This window comes from Enterovirga sp. CN4-39 (assembly GCF_049446235.1).
In the GTDB taxonomy this organism is placed as follows: Bacteria; Pseudomonadota; Alphaproteobacteria; order Rhizobiales; family Beijerinckiaceae; genus Enterovirga.
On record NZ_JBMSEF010000012.1, the window covers coordinates 46,710 to 63,512 of the forward strand.

Sequence of the window (16,803 nt, forward strand, 5' to 3'; positions counted from 1 at the left end):
GCCTCAGCTCGCGCCGATTCCCGTTTCGCGCTGGAAGAACAGGAGGTCGAGCGGCGGGGCATCGCCGACGAGCCCCGTCAGCACGCAATGGGCCTGTCCGCGGTGATGCGTCTGGTGATTGAACAGGTGTGCGAGCGCCGGCCCGAGCGGCTGGACGATCTCGTCGGGGGTGGACACGCGCCGATACCGGATCACGCCGGCGAGTGCTGCCTCGTCCAGGCTCGCGGCATAGGATTCGATCCGGCGATCCTCCGCCTCGCGCGCCTCGCGAAGCTCGGGCAGCCCGTCGAAAATAATGGCGTCGAGCCGCTCCGGCGCCTCGCCCGCACCCGTGAAGCGGCGCATCCACACGCGATCCGTCACGAGCAGGTGGTTCAGCGTGCCATGCAGCGACTTGAAGAAGGCGCCGCGATCGGCCCTGTACTGCTCGTCAGGGAGTTGCGCCGCCGCGGCGTAGAGCCTCCGGTTTGCCCAAGCGTTGTACGCGGCGAACATCCGGACATGCGAAAGCATGTCCATCGCGCTAGGCCGCCGCCTTCTGGGCCTCGCGGCCGTAGAAGGAGCCGCCCGTCTCGGCCATGTCGAGCAGGAGCTTGTTGGGCTCGAACCGCTCCCCGTGCCTAGCTTCCAGCGAGCGCGCGAGTTCCACGAACGCCTTCGCGCCCATCCCGTCGATATAGGACAGCGCGCCTCCGGTGAAAGGCGCAAAGCCGAAGCCGAGAATGGAGCCGACATCCGCCTCGCGCGGGTCGGTGACGACGCCTTCCTCGACCGTGCGAGCAGCCTCCAGGGCCTGGGCAACCAGGAAGCGGTGCTTCAGCTCCTGCACGCTTATCGTGTCCGGGTCGAGCTTCGTCGGCTGCAGGTCGGCGAGGCCCGGCCAGAGCTTCTTCTGCCCCTGCCCCTTCGGCGGGTAGTCGTAGAAGCCCTTGCGGTTCTTTCGCCCGAGCCGCCCTTCGCGTTCGACGAGAGCGGTCAGGATCTGCTCCTGCGCCGGGTTCACGGCAGCTTCGCCGACCTGCGCCTTCGTGGCTTTCAGGATCCGTAGAGCCAGATCGACGCCGACCTCGTCGTTCAGGGAGAGCGGCCCGACCGGCATGCCGGCCATCCTGGCCACGTTCTCGATCATGGCCGCCGGCACCCCCTCGCCGAGCATCAGGTGGCCTTCGAGGATGTAGGCGCCGACACAGCGGTTGGCGAAGAACCCACGCGCGTCGTTCACGACGATCGGGGTCTTCTTGATAGCCCGGACGTAGTCGAGCGCCGCGGCCAGCGCGGCATCGCCCGTCTCGCGACCCTTTATGATCTCGACCAGCATCATCTTCTCGACCGGCGAGAAGAAATGGATGCCGATGAACTGGCCGGGACGCGACGAGGATTTCGCAAGTCCCGAGATCGGCAGCGTGGAGGTGTTCGAGGCGAAGATGCAGTCCGGGCGGATCGCCGCCTCGATCTTGCGAATGACTTCGTCCTTCACCTTCGGGTCCTCGAACACGGCCTCTATGACGAGGTCGCACTCGGCGAGCGCGGCGTAATCTGGCGTCGCCGTGATACGCTCGAGCAGCGCGTCGCGGTCGGCGGACTTCGCCCGCCCCTTGTTGATCTGGTCCGTGACGAGCTTGTGCGAATAGGCCTTGCCCTTGTCGGCCGCTTCCTGGTCGCGGTCGACGAGCACGACCTTCATGCCGGCATTGGCCGTCACGTAGGCGATGCCCGCCCCCATGAAGCCGGCCCCGACGACGCCCACGGTGCGCAAAGCCGATTTCGGGACAGCCGCGGGACGTCGGGCACCCTTCTCCAGCTCGCCCTTCGACAGGAACAGCGTGCGGATCATGGCCGCCGCCTCCTTCGACCGAAGGATATTGGCGAAGTACCGGCTCTCGACCTTGAGGGCGAGATCCATCGGAAGCTGCAGCCCCTCGTAGACGGACTTCAGGATGGCCTTGGCGGCCGGGTAGTTGTCGTGCGTCTCGCGACGGTAGATCGCGTTGGCCGGCGGCCAGATCATCATCCCGGCCGGGGAATAGACCTTGCCCGACGGCGCCTTGAACTTCGGCAGGTCCCAGGGCGCGACGGCCGAGCCGCCTGCCTTGATCCAGGCCTTCGCCTTCTCGACGATCTCGGCCCGGGGCGCCACCTCGTGCGCGAGCCCCATGTTCTTCGCCATCAGGGGCCGAAGCTGGTCGCCGCGGAAGAGCAGTTGGAGCGCGTCGCCGGTCTGCATGAGGCGCGCGATGCGCTGCGTGCCGCCCGCGCCCGGGAACAGCCCCACCTTGATCTCCGGCAGGCCGACGCGGGTCGCATCGTCATTGCCGAGGACGCGGTAATGGCAGGCAAGGGCAAGCTCGAAGGCACCGCCCAGGCAGGTGCCGGCGACGGCCGCCGCGAAGGGCTTTCCGCAGGTCTCGAGCCGGCGGTAGAGCAGCGAGAGCTTGCGCGACTCCTCGAAGAAGAAGCGCATCGCCTCGTCCGGGCCCTTCTCCCCGGCCAGGCGCGCATATTCGGCGCCGAGTCCCTGGAGCATGGTGAGGTCGGCGCCGCCCGAGAAGGTTTCCTTCCCGGAGGCGATCACGCAGCCCTTGATCGCCGCGTCCGACGCAACCGTCTCCACGATGGCGGACAGGTCTTCCATGACCGCCGGCGTGATGACGTTCATCGATCGCCCGGCCATGTCCCAGGTCGCCAGCGCGATGCCGTCGGCATCGATCTCGAAGCGGAAGTTCTGCAGCTCCATTGGGCGTCCTCGATCGTTTCAGCTTCGCTTTAGCAGAGACGCACAGCCTTGAGCAGGCGTCCGGTCAATTACGAAGCAGGTCGGCTAGAAGCGGGTGCGGCGTCGCCGCGAACGGGTTGACGACCGTGACGCCGCGCCAGACAAAGCCGTCTTGCATGTCTTCGGAGAGGAGCATCTGGCAGCCCGCCTTCGCGGAGGCGGCGAGAATGATGCAATCGAAGATCTGAAGGCGGTGCTCTGCTGCGAGATCGAGGGCCGTGGCGAAGGTATCGGGCGTCGATGGCGGGTGGATGGGGCATACGCGCTGCCAGCGCCGGACGATAACGGCAGCTTCCTCTGCGTTGCCTCCCAGCCTCTTCATGACCAATCGCGTGAGCTCGGCGCTGACTTGCACGGGCAGAACGAGCTCGTGGACGGTCAGCGCCTCGACCAGATCATTCGCCAACTGCCCACGCCTGTCATCGTCCAAGCCCTCGGCGTAAGCGAGAACGTTTGTATCCAGAGCGACGCGCATCAGTCGTCGTCATAGAGTTCGTCACGGTTGAACTTGCCCAGGTTCAGGGCCGGCCTCGTTCTCAGATGATCGAGGAGGTCGCGCCAGGCTTCCTCGCGCCGCACCTTATCGGCCTCTGCATCGGCCAGAGGCTCGAGCTTCGCCACAGGCTCGCCGTGCGATGTGATGACGACGGTTTCACCGTCCTTCACTTCCCGCAGGATCTTGGAGAAGTGCCGGCTTGCGTCGGCAGCCGAAACGGTGCGCATGTGTCGAAAGTAGTGACTTTCACTACTTTCGACAAGAAAGGGCCTATACCCGCTCGATGATGGTTGCAGTGCCCATACCGGCCCCGATGCAGAGCGTCACGAGTGCCGTAGCCTTGCCGGTCCGCTCGAGCTCGTCGAGCACCGTGCCGAGGATCATCGCGCCCGTCGCGCCGAGCGGGTGGCCCATTGCGATCGCGCCGCCGCAGACGTTGAGTTTGTCCGGGTCTAGGTCGAAGGCTTGCCTGTAGCGCAGGACCACAGAGGCGAAGGCCTCGTTGAGCTCGAACAGGTCGATATCGTTCTTCGTCATCCCCGAGCGGCGGAACAGCTTCTCTGTCACGTCTACCGGGCCGGTCAGCATCATGGCTGGCTCCGAGCCGACATTCGCGAAGGCCCGGATACGGGCCCGGGGCTTGAGACCCGCGGCGGCAGCGATCTCCTTGTTGCCGATGAGCACGGCAGCCGCGCCATCGACGATGCCGGAGGAGTTGCCGGCGTGGTGGACGTGGTTGACGCCCTCGATCTCCGGATGAGCATCGACAGCCACGGCGTCGAAGCCGCCCATCTCACCCATCTGCACGAAGGAGGGCTTCAACGCCCCGAGCGACTGCATGTCCGTGCTCGGGCGCATGTGCTCGTCGTGGTCGAGGATGATCAGGTTGTTCACGTCGCGTACCGGCACGACCGACTTCGCGAAGCGCCCCTCTTCCCAGGACCGTGCAGAGCGCTTCTGCGACTCCACTGCATAGGCATCGACGTCGTCGCGGGAGAACCCGTATTTCGTCGCGATCAGGTCGGCCGAGACGCCCTGCGGCATGAAGTAGGACTTGATCGCGATGGAGGGGTCGACGGGCCAGGCGCCGCCCGAGGCGCCGATGCCGATCCGGCTCATCGACTCGACCCCGCCAGCGACAGCCAGGTCCTGCTGGCCGGCCATCACCTGCGCGGCCGCGAAATTCACGGCATCGAGGCCGGAAGCGCAGAAACGGTTGATCTGGACGCCCGGAACATGGTCGCCGTAATCGGCTACCAGCGCGGCCGCCCGCGCGATGTCGCCTCCCGCTTCCCCGACCGGATCCACGCAGCCGAGCACGACATCATCGACGAGCTTCGTGTCGAGCCCATTGCGGTCGCGGATCGCCCGGAGGGCTGTCTCGGCAAGGCGGAGCGCCGTCACCTCGTGCAGCGATCCATCCTGCTTGCCGCGCCCGCGAGGGGTGCGGACGTGGTCGTAGATGTAAGCTTCGGGCATCGTGCCTCCGCTGCCGCCTGATCGCCGCCCGGCTACATCGCGGCGCTTCGCCTATATAGGTTCGGCCCCGCCTAGAACATCTCGGCGGGCATCGCCATCATCGCTTCGGACCCGGCCTTGATCCGGCGGCCGAGCGCTCCGGCCTCCGGCATCATCCGCTCCATGAAGAAGCGACCCGTAACGAGCTTCGCATCCATGCGGGCCGAAGCGGCCCCGTCTTCGGCCTTCTTCGCCAGAGCCGCCTTGGCCATCTTCGCCCACATGTAGCCGAGCGCCACGAGTCCCATGAGGTGCAGGTACTCGGTGGCGCCGGCGCCGGCATTGTCCGGCTTCGCCATCGCGTTCTGCATGAACCACATGGTGGCACCCTGCAGTTGCTCGAGCCCCTTCAGGAGCGGCTCCACATAGGGGTTCATCGCGTCGTCCGCGGCGCTCTCGCGGCAGAGCGCCTCGACCTCGCCCATGAACGCCATGAGGGCCCGCCCGCCATCCTTCGGGAGCTTTCGGCCGACGAGGTCCATGGCCTGGATCCCGTTCGCGCCCTCGTAGATCATGGCGATGCGGGCATCGCGCACGAACTGCTCCATGCCCCATTCGGCGATATAGCCGTGCCCGCCGAGCACCTGCTGGGCCCGCACGGCATTCTCGAAGCCGAGATCGGTGAGCACGCCCTTCACCACGGGCGTGAGGAGACCGAGCCGGTCGTCGGCCGCCTGGCGCTCGGCCGCGTCCTCGGACCGGTGCGCCACGTCCGAGCTCAGCGCCGCCCATAGCGCGAGCGCCCGACCGGCTTCGTTGAAGGCGCGGATCATCATCAAGTTCCGGCGCACGTCCGGATGCACGATGATTGGATCGGCCGGCTTGTCCGGCGAGGCCGCTCCGGTCAGCGCGCGACCCTGCAAGCGCTCCTTCGCGTAGGCGGCGGCGTTCTGGTAGGCGACCTCGGATTGCGCGAGCCCCTGCACGCCGACCGCGAGACGCGCCTCGTTCATCATCACGAACATGGCGTTGAGCCCGCGGTTCTCCTGGCCGACGAGCCAACCCTTGGCGCCGTCATAGTTCATGACGCAGGTGGCGTTGCCGTGGATGCCCATCTTGTGCTCGAGTGAGCCGCAGGACACCGCGTTGCGCTCCCCGAGCGAGCCATCCTCGCCGACCAGGAACTTAGGAACGACGAACAGGGAGATACCCTTCGTGCCGGCCGGCGCGCCCTCGATGCGGGCAAGTACCAGGTGGACGATGTTCTCCGCCAGGTCGTGCTCGCCGGCCGAGATGAAGATCTTCGTGCCGGTAATCGCATAGGAGCCGTCGCCGTTGGGAACGGCCTTGGTCTTCAGGAGGCCGAGGTCGGTGCCGCAATGGGGCTCGGTGAGGTTCATGGTGCCCGTCCAGGCACCCTCGACCATCTTCGGGAGGTACCGTGTCTTCTGCTCGGCCGAACCATGCACCAGGAGGGCCGCGATCGCGCCCTGGGTCAGGCCCGGGTACATGCCAAAGGCGAGGTTGGCGGAAGAGATGAACTCCTGCATCACGGTATTGAGGGTGTGCGGGAGGCCCTGGCCGCCGAACTCGGCCGGAACCGAAAGGCCCATCCAACCGCCCTCGGAATAGGCCCGATAGGCCTCCTTGAAACCCTTCGGGGTGGTCACGGACCCGTCGGCGTTGCGCGTGCAGCCTTCCTGATCTCCTGAGAGATTCAAGGGCGCGACCACCTCCTCGCAGAGCTTCGCGCCTTCCTGGAGGATCGCCTCGATCACGTCGGGGGTGGCGTCCGCGAAGCCCGCTAGATTGTTGTAGCGATCGATCCGGAGCACGTCTTCGAGGATGAACCTGACGTCCTCGATGGGCGCCTTGTAGCTTGGCATGCGCGCGCTTCCGATCCCGTTCCTTCTGAGGCTGCAGCAGAGATACCGAAAAGGCTCGCGCGCACAAGTATCTACGGCGGTTCGGTAAGGATTCGTCCCAGGCCCTTAACGGCCTGTTTACCTTGATCAGAAATGTTGGATTTGCGACGCGGTCCGTCCATCAATCGTACACGAAGGCGGACACGGCGTTTTGTTGGCGTGGTGGTCCGCCCCGTGGGGGATGGCGGGTCGCGCGTACTGCCCCCTCGCGGCATGAGCGATCGATGAGACAGAACGTCCCTTTGCGGAAGCCGGGGTCTACGGACGCGACCACTGACAAGGCCGGCCAAAGCATCGACGAGTGGCTGGACGCCGCGATCGCCGAGCAGTCGCGCCGCTCCGCCGAAAAGGGTTCTGGCGAGCGCGGGGGCACTTCGCAGGACGCCTCCGCGAGCACAAAAGCGGACCCTGAGGCACGGACGGGAGCCGAACCCCACCCGACACCCCCGTCCGCACGGTCGAGCGCCGCACTGAAATCGATGACATCCTGGATCGAGCGGGCACAGGAGGAACTCTCCGGACCCGCCCTCGCTCCAACTTTGCCCTCGACCTCCCGGCAAGCAAGCGCTCCTGCGCAACACTCGGCACCGTACGACGCCCTCAGCGCAGTCGAGCGGCTGAGTTCCGACACGCCGACGTCCGAGGCGCAGGCCGCTCAGGAGGAGGCTTTCCGCAACCTGGAGAACCGGATTCGCGAGATCGCTGAGCGCCTCGAGGCGCCTCCGCAGAAGGCTCGCAAGATTGCGCCCGGGCGGCTCGAGGACGCTGTGGCCGAGATCCGTGCGCGGCAGGCCGCGCTCGATGAACCTGCAGCAGCAACCGCGACCTTCGAAGCGGTTGTCGAAGCGCCGGAGTTCCTGCCCCCCCCACCGGCTATGCCCGCGCCTTCCTCGGCTCCCCGCATGGATCCCATCCATGAAGCTCCCACCAGTGCTCGCGCTGTGGAGACACCGGTGAGGGAGATCCAGCCCGCTGCGCCCCCTCTGGATACCCCGGCGCTCGCTGGGCTGCGGCGGGACCTCGATAGGGTCCAAAGTTCGCTGGCGGGTCTCGCGACGCGGGCAGACCTGGGCTCGATCGAGCGGTCGGTCAGCATGCTGGCGGGCGAGATCGCGGAAGCTCGGGCGGAAGGTCGAAACCTTACCCCGGTCGAGGCGCAGATCGAGGCGCTGCACGACGAGGTCAGGCGGCTTGCGGGACCAGCGCCGGTCGCGGCAGACGGGATGGCGAAGCTCGCCAGAGACGTCGACATCGTTTCTCACAAGCTCGACATCGTGGCGGCGAGCGGCATCGATCCGGCAGCCGTCGACAGCCTCGCCCGCGAAGTCGCCGACGTGAAAAGAATGCTCGGCGGCCTGGCGGTGCCGAGCGACATCGGGGCCCTTAACGACCAGCTCAACGAGATGAAGCTGGAACTGGCCCGCATCGGTAGCCGGCAGATCGACGCCGAGGACTTCTCCTCCCTCCGGGTCGCGGTCGAGGAGATGCGGGACGTGCTCTCGGCTGGACTGGACACCGGCACGCCTGCCGTCTCGTCCGAGCAACTCCAACGGGCCACGCGCGACGAGCTCCAGCCGATCGCGTCCATGCTCGTGATGCTGATCGAGAAGATCGAGCGGCTCGAGCGCAACTCGGGCGATCCCGAGGCGCTCGACCAGATCGAACGGCAGATCGCCGGACTGTCATCTGCGATCAGTTCCACGCGCTCGGCCGATCCGGCTCTCTCCGAACTCAGCCACGCGATGCAGGATCTCATGCACGAGATCACGAGCTGGCGCAGGGGCACGATCGAGCTCGCCGAAGAGGCAGCCCGCAATGCAGTCGCCATGACGCTTCACGCCATGCGGGGCGAGTTCGCGGAGCGGCAGAACGCCTCCCGCGCTGCCGAACATGGCGCGGCAGAGTCCGCATCGACCATAACAGGTCAGGACCGGCCGACCCGCGGCGGCGAAGCAGTCGCGGATCGCTCACCCCCGATGCTGGGAGAGCTGCGGGCCGACCCGCCACAGCCGACCCGCGAGGCAAGCGAGGCGTCGCTCCGGAGACTCAACGAGGCCCTGGCCCTTGCCCCCGGATTTACGGAGGCGGACCGCCCTCTTCCACGCGCATCGGACAGCGAGGTTCTGCTCGAGCCGGGCGCAGGCCGCCCCCATGGCGCCCTTCCGGCGGAGCCCGAGCACGAAAGCCCGGCCGATCAGCGCGACATCAAGGCCAGCTTCATCGCGGCGGCCCGGCGGGCCGCACAGGCTGCAGCGGCCGATAGTGACAGGGAAGCCGGGCGACCCGAGCGTCCGAACGTGGCGCCGATCCGCGACGGCGAAGGGTCTGCCGGCGTCCGCGCCATGCTCGACCGGCTGCGGCGTCCGCTTCTCGTCAGTGCAGCGGCGCTGGTCTTCGCGATCGGCGCCTACCGGCTCGTCTCCGACCTGACGGACCAGCCCCCCGAAGTTGCGGCTATCGAAGCGCCCAGCGGCTCGACGATGGCGGCGGTCCCACAGCCATCCAGCCCCCCGGCGGCGGACCTTCCCGAGCCGACGACGACTGCAGCTCTCAAGAGCCCCGCCGAAGGGAACGCTCCCTCGTCGGCCCAGGCTGCCACGATCGGATCCGGGCCCGCGTCCGACGGCGGTCGGACCGAGGCTGATACCTCATCTCTGGCCAGCATGGCGCCTCCTGCAAGCGAGGCAGGCTCTCCGAAGCAGAGCGCCCAGTTGCCACCCGGCGCGGCTCCTGCCGCACCTCCGCCGAAGGCGCCCGGCCAGGCACAGATCCCGGAAGCGACCGCCGCCGCTCTGCCGCCGACGCTCCGGCAGGCGGCGCTGAATGGCGACCCTGCAGCCATGTACGAACTGGCCTCGCGCATGATGGAGGGCCGGGGGATCCCCCGGGACCAACGCGCAGCCGCGGCGATGTTCGAGAAGGCTGCCGAGAAGAACCTCGCGCCGGCGCAGTACCGGGTCGGCAATGCTTTCGAGAAGGGAGTGGGGGTCCAGCGTGACCTCGAGGCCGCTCGGCGGTGGTATCTCCGCGCGGCGGAGAGCGGAAACACCCGGGCCATGCACAACCTCGCTGTCCTGATGGCGGAGGGCGGGAGCGGGAAGCCCGATTACGCGGGCGCGATGGCCTGGTTCCAGCGCGCGGCGGAGCACGGGATCCGGGACAGCCAATTCAACCTGGCCGTCCTCTTCGCCCGAGGTCTCGGGACGCCCCAGGATCTCGTCCAATCCTATACCTGGTTCTCGATCGCCGCCTCGCAGGGCGACGAGGAGGCCAAGCGGAAGCGCGACGAAGTCGCCGCCAGGCTCAAGCCGGCGGACCTGACCCGTGCAAAGGGCATGGCGGAACACTGGCGCGTGTCGCCGTCCAACCCCAAGGCCAACGAAGTCCCGGTCCCGCCGACCGGCTGGTCCTCCGACAGCCGTTCGAAGCGTTCGGGCCGCGCATAGCCTTTCGCCACGGAAGAATCGGGCCTCTCCACGGATCTTCAGGCACGGTTTAGGAGGTTCGGGCTAGGCTTCGCTTCGCTCACGCAGTGGCCGTGAGCGAAGCATGCCGTCCTACAGCGGGGCGGCGTCCGGGACAGGCGCGTTGGAGATCTACCTGCCGATCGCGGAGATGCCTGTAAGCATCTTCCTGCTGCTCGCAATGGGCGCCGCGGTGGGCTTTGTCTCGGGCCTGTTCGGGATCGGCGGCGGCTTCCTGATGACGCCGCTGCTCATCTTCCTCGGGATCCCGGCGGCGGTCGCGGTTGCGACCCAATCGGCCCAGATCGCAGCCTCTTCCACGACAGGGACACTCAACGCGGTCAGGCGGGGCGCTCTCGACCTGAAGCTCGCACTCGTGCTGACCGCAGGCGGCTTCGTCGGCACGCTCCTCGGGGTCTGGTTCTTCGCAGCCATCCGGCGAGCGGGTCAGCTCGAGCTGATCATCGTCCTGTCCTACGTGACGCTGTTCACCGTGCTCGGATCTCTCATGCTGGCCGAAAGCCTGCGCGAGCTCTGGTGGGCGCGCAAAGGCACGGTGCGGCCGCGGCGGCGCGGCGGCGAGCATCCTTCGCTGATGAAGCTTCCCCTGAGAATCCGGTTTCCGAGATCCCGTCTGTATTCAAGCGTCATACCGATCCTCGGCCTGGCGCTCGGGGTTGGGTTCATCGGGGCCCTCCTCGGCATCGGCGGAGCCTTCATCATGGTGCCGGCCCTGTTGTACCTGTTCCGCGTGCCGACGACGGTCGTGATCGGCACCTCACAGTTCCAGGTCCTCTGCACGGCCCTCCTGGCCGTCGTGCTCCAGGCGACCCTGAATTCCGCGGTGGACATCATCCTCGCGCTCATCCTCATCCTGGGTGGTGTATTCGGGGCCCAGTTCGGCGCCCGTGCAGGACGCACGCTCCGGGCTGATCTGTTCCGCTTCCTGCTCGCCATCCTGATCCTGGCGGTAGGCCTGCGGTTCGCCATCGAGCTGGTCATGCGGCCGACCGAGCCCTTCTCGCTCTCCGTCCAGGATGTGCGCCGGTGAAGGTTCCGGCGCTCACGGCGCTCGTCGCGGCGCTCATCCTCTCCGGCCCTGCCGCGGCCGAGCGCCTCGTCCTGTCGCTCTCGACCAACCTCGTGGCGATCGGCTCCACCTATACGGGTGCACGCCTCGTGGCCTTCGGCGTGATCGAGCGGGATTCCCAGACGGCGTCGCGATCGGGTGCCTACGACGTCGTGGTCACCATCCGGGGACCGCGGGAGACGATCACGGTCCGGCAGAAGGAGCAGCTCGGACCCATCTGGCTCAACCGCTCGCAGCAGAAATTCGCACAGGTGCCATCGTTCCTGGCAGTCCTCTCGACCCGTCCCGTGAAGGACACGGTCAGCGAGATCATGCGTCGGCGCTTCCGCCTCGGCATCGAGGCAGTCGTCAACGCGCCGGAATTCGCGTCCGGTCAGGAACAGGAACGGGACCCGTTCCGGGCCGCCCTCGTCCGCCTCAAGGCACGCGACCAGCTCTATCGTGAGAACCCGCGCGGAGTGACCTTCATAACGGGCGAGTTCTTCCGGGCCCCGATCTCCCTTCCCGCAGGCGCTCCGGTCGGAAACTACGACGTCGAGGTGAGCCTTCTCGCCGATGGCATCGTCGTGTCGCGGCGGAATGCGAGCTTCGAGCTGGTCAAGATGGGCCTGGAGGAGCAGATCACGGAGATGTCACGGGAGCGTCCGGTCTTGTCCGGCTTCATCGCCGCAGCGATGGCGCTGAGCTTCGGCTGGCTCGCCAGCGTCATCTTCCGGCGGGATTAGCCGCTCAGCTCTTGGAGAGAGCCTTCGCCACGCGCAGGAGAATCTCGCGGTCCTTCGGGTCTTTGATCGCGCCGAAATACTTCAGGAGTTCGGTTGTGGCGCCTCCGGCATCATAGGCCGGTCCAGCGCCTTCCGCGAAGCCCTCTGCACCGGCCGGCGCCGCCTCGCCGATCAGGTCCTGGAGGGTGACCCCGAGGAGCGACGCAGCCTCGCGCAGCCTCGCGCCCGAGACGCGGCTCGCACCCTTCTCGTATTTCTGAACCTGCTGGTAGGAGACCCCGAGGACGTTGGCGAGCGCTTCCTGGCTCAGCCCGGCCGCTTTTCGCAGGACCTTCAGGCGTGCTCCGAGCGCGCGGTCCTGCTCTGTCGGGCGCCGCGGATCCTGGGCGCCACCGCCGCCTGTTCGCTGCCGTGCCACAAGGTCCCCGCGTAGCGAACGAACTCAGAGGTGTGTACTGAACCTGGGTTGTAACTAGCGCCAATCGTCACACCCAGGACGTGCAAAACACCTTAGTCGCCGCAGAGGACCGCCCTGGCGAGCGCGAAAAGCCGGTTACGGCCGATGACGTGAGCCGTGAAGCCGCCCGGAAAAAGCGGCGCAAACGCCTGATCGCAGGCATTAAGTCCGCCCGCATAGGCGCCGAAGGCGGGCAGGACGCAGCGCTCGCCGTTGGTCAGGAAGGCCTTCGAACGCACGCTCCGCCCATAGAGCACCACCTTGGCCACCGGATGCAGGTGGCCCGCGAGTTCGCGGCATGCGCCCGCGGACGGATGGTGGCGGAGGGTCAGAGCTCCCAGCGCAGCCTCCGCGACGACAGTGCCGCCGAGGTCCGGCGGGAGTTCCGGGTCATGGTTCCCCGTCACCCACAGCCAGTCCCGCGCAGCCATGACGTCGGCGAGCGCTGCCCGTTCGGTGTCACCGAGCCGGCCCGGTCCGTGCCGGTCATGGAAGCTGTCGCCGAGGGCGATCACGCGCGCGGGCGAATGGCGCGCGACCACTTCGGCCAGCCCCGCGATGGTGGCGCGGGTGTCGTAGGGGGGCAGGAACGAGCCGCGCCGCGCGTAGGAGGAGCCTTTTTCCAGGTGCAGGTCCGCGACGACGAGCGTCCGCTCGCCGCTGAAGAAGATCGCGCCCGACGGATCGAGGAGGCAGGCGAGGCCCGCGATCTCCGCCTCCGCCGCGGCCACCCTGTGCGGCAGAGCCATCGCGGCCGCACTCACGCCAACGCTTCCTCGAGCAACATCGCTTCCGCTTCCGCCAGGATTTCGTCCGCCGCTTCCCCGATCACGCTCTCGCGCCCGATCTCGAGAATGAGCGAGATGGCGAGCGGGGAGACGCGGTCCAGTGCCTTATGCCTGATTCGTCCCTTGATGCGGGCCAGCATGGCGCCGAGCCTCTTCACATCCAGGAGACCGGTCGCCGCATCCGCCCGCGCGGCGCGGAGCAGGATGTGGTCCGGCTCGTGACGGCGAAGGACATCGTAGACGAGATCGGTCGAAATCGTGACTTGGCGCCGCGTCTTGCGCTCGCCAAGGTGGTTGCGCTCGATCAGGCCCGCGATGACCGCGCAGTCGCGGAAGGTCCGCTTCATCATGGCGGATTCAGCGAGCCATTCCTCCAGATCGTCGCCGAGCATGTCCTGCCCGAACAGCGCGTCGAGGAAGCCAGGCTCGGCCTCCGCCCGAGCCCCGATATCGCCCATGCACCAGGTGGCGATGCCGTAATCGTTGGCCACGAAGCCGAGCGGGCGCAGCCGGGCGCGCTCGAGCCGCCGGGTGAGGAGCATGCCGAGCGTCTGGTGCGCGAGCCGCCCCTCGAACGGGAAGGCGACGAGATAGTGCCGGCGCTGGCGCGGGAACGTCTCGATCAGCATCTCGCCGGGCTCGGGGATGACCGAGCGGCGCTGCTGCTGATGCAGCCATTCGTCCGCACCCATCGGCAGCCGGTGCCATTCTGACGGATGCGCCAGCAGGCCGCGGACGCGCTCGGCCAGGAAGGTGGAGAGCGGGAACTTCGCGCCCGCATAGGCGGGGATCTTGGGATCGGTGCCGGCGGTCGTCCGCGTGACCAGGGCCTCGTCCTCGTGAATGGCCTCGAAGCGGAGGATCTCGCCGGCGAAGATGAAGGTGTCGCCCGGGCTCATCGCCTCGACGAAGCCTTCCTCCACCTCGCCGAGGACGCGCCCGCGGCGCGGCACCACCGCCCCCGGCTTGCCCGAGGACGACCGCGACAGGCGCACCTTCAGCATCGTGGCCTCGGTGATCGTCCCGACATTCATCCGGTATTGCTGCGCGACGCGCCCATCGCGCACCCGCCAGAGCCCGTCCGGCCCGCGCCGGATCTTCGCGAAGCGCTCATAGGCGCGGAGCGAGTAGCCGCCCGTCGCGACAAAATCGACGACGGCCTCGAAATCCTCCCAGGTAAGGCCCGCATAGGGCGCCGCCTGCCGGATCTCCTCATAGAGCTGTTCGAGCGCGAATGGCTCCGCGCAGGCGCGGCCGAGCACATGCTGGGCGAGTACGTCGAGCGCGCCGATGCGCGGATCGGGCGTGTCCTGCGCGGCGACCGCGATCGCGTCGAGCGCGGCCTGGCATTCGAGGATCTCGAAACGGTTCGTCGGGGCGAGATAGGCCTTCGAGGGCTCGTCCATGCGGTGATTGGCCCGGCCGATCCGCTGCATGATGCGGGAGGCGCCCTTGGGGGCGCCGACATTCACGACGAGGTCGACGTCGCCCCAGTCGATGCCAAGATCGAGCGTCGCGGTGCAGACCACCGCCTTGAGCTTGCCGGCCGTCATCGCGGCCTCGACCCGGCGGCGCTGCTCCACGTCGAGCGAGCCGTGATGGATCGCGATCGGCAGGACGTCGTCGTTCAGCCGCCAAAGCTCCTGAAAGGTGTATTCCGCCTGGAAGCGCGTGTTCGTGAAGACGAGCGTCGTCTTGTGCTGGCTGATCAGTTCGTAGATCGCCGGCATCGCGGTCGGCCCGAGATGGCCGGCAAGCGGCAGGTCGTGGCCGAGATCGAGCATGCGGATGTCCGGCTCCGCCCCACCCTCGACGACGATGACGTCGGCAATCGATCCAGTACCCTGCGGTACCAGATAGCGCCGGAGCGCGTCCGGCTCGCGGACGGTGGCAGACAGGCCGGTCGTAGACAGCCCTGGGGCGATCGCCCACAGTCGCGCGAGGTCAAGCGAAAGCAGGTCGCCGCGCTTGGAGGTGACGAGGGCGTGCAACTCGTCGAGCACGACGCGCTTCAAGCCGCCGAAGAGCTCCGAGGCGCTGGGCGACGCCAGCATGAGCGCGAGCTGCTCGGGGGTGGTCATGAGTACGTCCGGCGGCCGCTCCACCTGCCGCTTGCGCTTGGCCGGCGGCGTGTCGCCCGTACGGGTCTCGATGCGGATCGGGAGGTCCATCTCGCGCACCGGAGTCTCGACGTTGCGGGCGACGTCGATCGCGAGCGCTTTCAGGGGCGAGATGTAGAGGGTGTGCAGCCCCCTCCCCTTCAGGGGAGCCGGACCGGCCGCGGCGAGATCGACGAGGCTCGGCAAAAAGCCGGCCAGCGTCTTGCCCGCGCCGGTCGGGGCGACGAGCAGGGTCGAGCGGTCATCCTGCGCCCTCTCCAGGAGTTCGAGCTGATGCGGCCGGGGCGCCCAGCCGCGAGACGCGAACCACTCGCGAAAGTGCGCGGGAAGGAGGTCGTCCATTGTTGTACCGGATTACACCCCAGAGGTCGGACCGGCATAACTCCACCCGTCGACGTCGAGAGGAACCGTAGACGCAAGTCTTGAAGTCGATACTGTGGCCGAGCCCCTGAAAGATGTTGCCCAGAGGATTGGATGACCAGCATTAGCCGTCGCCGCATGTTGTCTGGGGCCGTCGGCCTGGGAGCGCTGGCGGGCGGTGCGGCGCGGCTCGTCTCGCCCTCGCTGGCGGCCACCCCGCTCGCGACCGTGCAGGCACCGAGCTACTACCGCCACACCCTCGGGACCTTCCAGGTCACGATCGTGAGCGACGGGGCCCGCCCCATGCCGCTTCCGGCAGCCTTCGTCCGCAACGTGTCGAACGAGCAGGTCCTCGCGGCTGCCGAGGCCGCCTACATGCCAAAGGGCAAGATCATCGCGCCCTTCAACCCGATCGTGGTCAATACGGGGACGAAGCTGGTCCTGATCGACACCGGCTACGGGCCGGGCCTCCGCCCCACAGTCGGGCTGCTGCCCGCAACGCTCGCCGCTGCCGGGTTCGACCCGAAGTCGATCGACATCGTCCTGATCTCCCACATGCACGGCGACCACATACTCGGGCTGAAGAACCCGGATGGCTCGCTCGCCTTCCCGAATGCAGAGATCAAGGTGCCCGAGCACGACTGGGCCTATTGGATGAGCGACGAGAACATGGCCCGGGCGCCCGAGGGGTTCCAGAAATCCTCGTTCGGGTTCGCGAAGAAGATCTTTTCGGACATTGGCGAGCGCGTAACGCGGTTCCGCTGGGGACAGGAAGTCGTGCCAGGGATCACGTCCGTCGAGTCGCCCGGGCACACGCCGGGACATTCCTCGTTCCTGATCCAGTCCGGCGGAGCCAGCCTCTTTTATCAGGGCGACGTGACCAACGTGCCGGAACTCTTCCTGCGGAATCCGGATTGGCAGGTCATGTTCGATGCCGAGCCGGATCGTGCCGTCGCCACGCGGCGGCGCATTTACGACATGCTCTCGACAGACCGCCTGCTCGTATCGGGCTATCACTTCCCCTTCCCCGGGCTGGGCCACATCGAGAAGGTGGGAACGGGCTACAGGCTCGTTCCTGCCGCTTGGAATCCGGCGCTGTAGAAGTTCCTCACCCAATCCGCCGAGCGTAGCCTCGGCCCAGCGAGGA

Annotated in this window: 13 protein-coding genes; 4 read left to right on the forward strand and 9 right to left on the reverse strand. The window is 67.4% G+C overall.

Annotated features, from left to right (window positions below):
* Positions 1 to 3: 3 nt before the first annotated feature.
* The 6 genes from ACO2SS_RS18850 to ACO2SS_RS18875 all read right to left on the reverse strand — a co-directional run bounded on the left by ACO2SS_RS18850 (position 4) and on the right by ACO2SS_RS18875 (position 6,613).
* Entirely contained in the window at positions 4 to 513 is a 510-nt protein-coding gene (locus ACO2SS_RS18850) for a DinB family protein (RefSeq protein ID WP_423279421.1), read from the reverse strand.
* A gap of 10 nt (positions 514 to 523) precedes the next feature.
* Positions 524 to 2,734 (reverse strand): FAD-dependent oxidoreductase, encoded by a 2,211-nt coding sequence (locus tag ACO2SS_RS18855; RefSeq protein WP_423279312.1) that lies wholly within the window; start codon positions 2,732 to 2,734, stop codon positions 524 to 526.
* 64 nt (positions 2,735 to 2,798) lie between these two features.
* Entirely contained in the window at positions 2,799 to 3,248 is a 450-nt protein-coding gene (locus ACO2SS_RS18860) for a PIN domain-containing protein (RefSeq protein WP_423279313.1), read from the reverse strand.
* Complete coding sequence (locus ACO2SS_RS18865) at positions 3,248 to 3,496, reverse strand: type II toxin-antitoxin system Phd/YefM family antitoxin (protein WP_423279314.1); 249 nt, start codon at positions 3,494 to 3,496, stop codon at positions 3,248 to 3,250. Before ACO2SS_RS18865 ends, ACO2SS_RS18860 begins: the two co-directional genes overlap by 1 nt.
* 43 nt (positions 3,497 to 3,539) lie before the next feature.
* Positions 3,540 to 4,748 (reverse strand): acetyl-CoA C-acetyltransferase, encoded by a 1,209-nt coding sequence (locus ACO2SS_RS18870; protein WP_423279315.1) that lies wholly within the window; start codon positions 4,746 to 4,748, stop codon positions 3,540 to 3,542.
* A gap of 71 nt (positions 4,749 to 4,819) precedes the next feature.
* Positions 4,820 to 6,613, reverse strand: a complete 1,794-nt coding sequence (locus tag ACO2SS_RS18875; protein WP_423279316.1) for an acyl-CoA dehydrogenase C-terminal domain-containing protein — start codon at positions 6,611 to 6,613, stop codon at positions 4,820 to 4,822.
* Positions 6,614 to 7,605: 992 nt separating this feature from the next.
* Between ACO2SS_RS18875 and ACO2SS_RS18880 the strand changes: the two genes are divergently transcribed.
* The 3 genes from ACO2SS_RS18880 (at position 7,606) to ACO2SS_RS18890 (ending at position 11,931) form a co-directional block, all read left to right on the forward strand.
* On the forward strand, positions 7,606 to 10,098 hold the full coding sequence (locus ACO2SS_RS18880; RefSeq protein WP_423279317.1) for a hypothetical protein: 2,493 nt from the start codon (positions 7,606 to 7,608) through the stop codon (positions 10,096 to 10,098).
* Between the two features lie 142 nt (positions 10,099 to 10,240).
* Positions 10,241 to 11,167 (forward strand): sulfite exporter TauE/SafE family protein, encoded by a 927-nt coding sequence (locus ACO2SS_RS18885; protein ID WP_423279422.1) that lies wholly within the window; start codon positions 10,241 to 10,243, stop codon positions 11,165 to 11,167.
* Positions 11,164 to 11,931: a TIGR02186 family protein gene (locus ACO2SS_RS18890; protein WP_423279318.1), complete on the forward strand. Its 768-nt coding sequence runs from the start codon at positions 11,164 to 11,166 to the stop codon at positions 11,929 to 11,931. The genes ACO2SS_RS18885 and ACO2SS_RS18890 overlap by 4 nt, the downstream gene beginning before the upstream one ends.
* Before the next feature lie 4 nt (positions 11,932 to 11,935).
* On the opposite strand, the gene ACO2SS_RS18895 is transcribed toward ACO2SS_RS18890, so the two are convergent.
* The 3 genes from ACO2SS_RS18895 to ACO2SS_RS18905 form a co-directional block, all read right to left on the reverse strand.
* Positions 11,936 to 12,349, reverse strand: a complete 414-nt coding sequence (locus tag ACO2SS_RS18895; protein ID WP_423279319.1) for a helix-turn-helix domain-containing protein — start codon at positions 12,347 to 12,349, stop codon at positions 11,936 to 11,938.
* Positions 12,350 to 12,441: 92 nt separating this feature from the next.
* Positions 12,442 to 13,137, reverse strand: coding sequence for a ligase-associated DNA damage response endonuclease PdeM (gene pdeM, locus ACO2SS_RS18900; RefSeq protein ID WP_423279423.1), 696 nt, complete (start codon positions 13,135 to 13,137; stop codon positions 12,442 to 12,444).
* 11 nt (positions 13,138 to 13,148) lie between these two features.
* Positions 13,149 to 15,638 carry a ligase-associated DNA damage response DEXH box helicase gene (locus ACO2SS_RS18905; protein WP_423279320.1) on the reverse strand — a complete coding sequence of 830 codons (2,490 nt, stop codon included), beginning with the start codon at positions 15,636 to 15,638 and terminating at the stop codon, positions 13,149 to 13,151.
* A gap of 132 nt (positions 15,639 to 15,770) precedes the next feature.
* Here ACO2SS_RS18905 and ACO2SS_RS18910 point away from each other — a divergent pair, with 132 nt between their 5' ends.
* The gene (locus ACO2SS_RS18910; protein WP_423279321.1) at positions 15,771 to 16,757 is read left to right on the forward strand and encodes an MBL fold metallo-hydrolase; all 987 of its coding nucleotides are present in this window, start codon (positions 15,771 to 15,773) and stop codon (positions 16,755 to 16,757) included.
* The last annotated feature ends 46 nt before the right edge of the window (positions 16,758 to 16,803 follow it).

Coding starts and splice junctions, on each gene's coding strand:
- ACO2SS_RS18850 (WP_423279421.1), bottom strand. CDS start 513: ATGCTTTCGCATGTCCGGATGTTCGCCGCGTACAACGCTTGGGCAAAC.
- ACO2SS_RS18855 (WP_423279312.1), bottom strand. CDS start 2,734: ATGGAGCTGCAGAACTTCCGCTTCGAGATCGATGCCGACGGCATCGCG.
- ACO2SS_RS18860 (WP_423279313.1), bottom strand. CDS start 3,248: ATGCGCGTCGCTCTGGATACAAACGTTCTCGCTTACGCCGAGGGCTTG.
- ACO2SS_RS18865 (WP_423279314.1), bottom strand. CDS start 3,496: ATGCGCACCGTTTCGGCTGCCGACGCAAGCCGGCACTTCTCCAAGATC.
- ACO2SS_RS18870 (WP_423279315.1), bottom strand. CDS start 4,748: ATGCCCGAAGCTTACATCTACGACCACGTCCGCACCCCTCGCGGGCGC.
- ACO2SS_RS18875 (WP_423279316.1), bottom strand. CDS start 6,613: ATGCCAAGCTACAAGGCGCCCATCGAGGACGTCAGGTTCATCCTCGAA.
- pdeM (WP_423279423.1), bottom strand. CDS start 13,137: ATGGCTCTGCCGCACAGGGTGGCCGCGGCGGAGGCGGAGATCGCGGGC.
- ACO2SS_RS18905 (WP_423279320.1), bottom strand. CDS start 15,638: ATGGACGACCTCCTTCCCGCGCACTTTCGCGAGTGGTTCGCGTCTCGC.
- ACO2SS_RS18910 (WP_423279321.1), top strand. CDS start 15,771: ATGACCAGCATTAGCCGTCGCCGCATGTTGTCTGGGGCCGTCGGCCTG.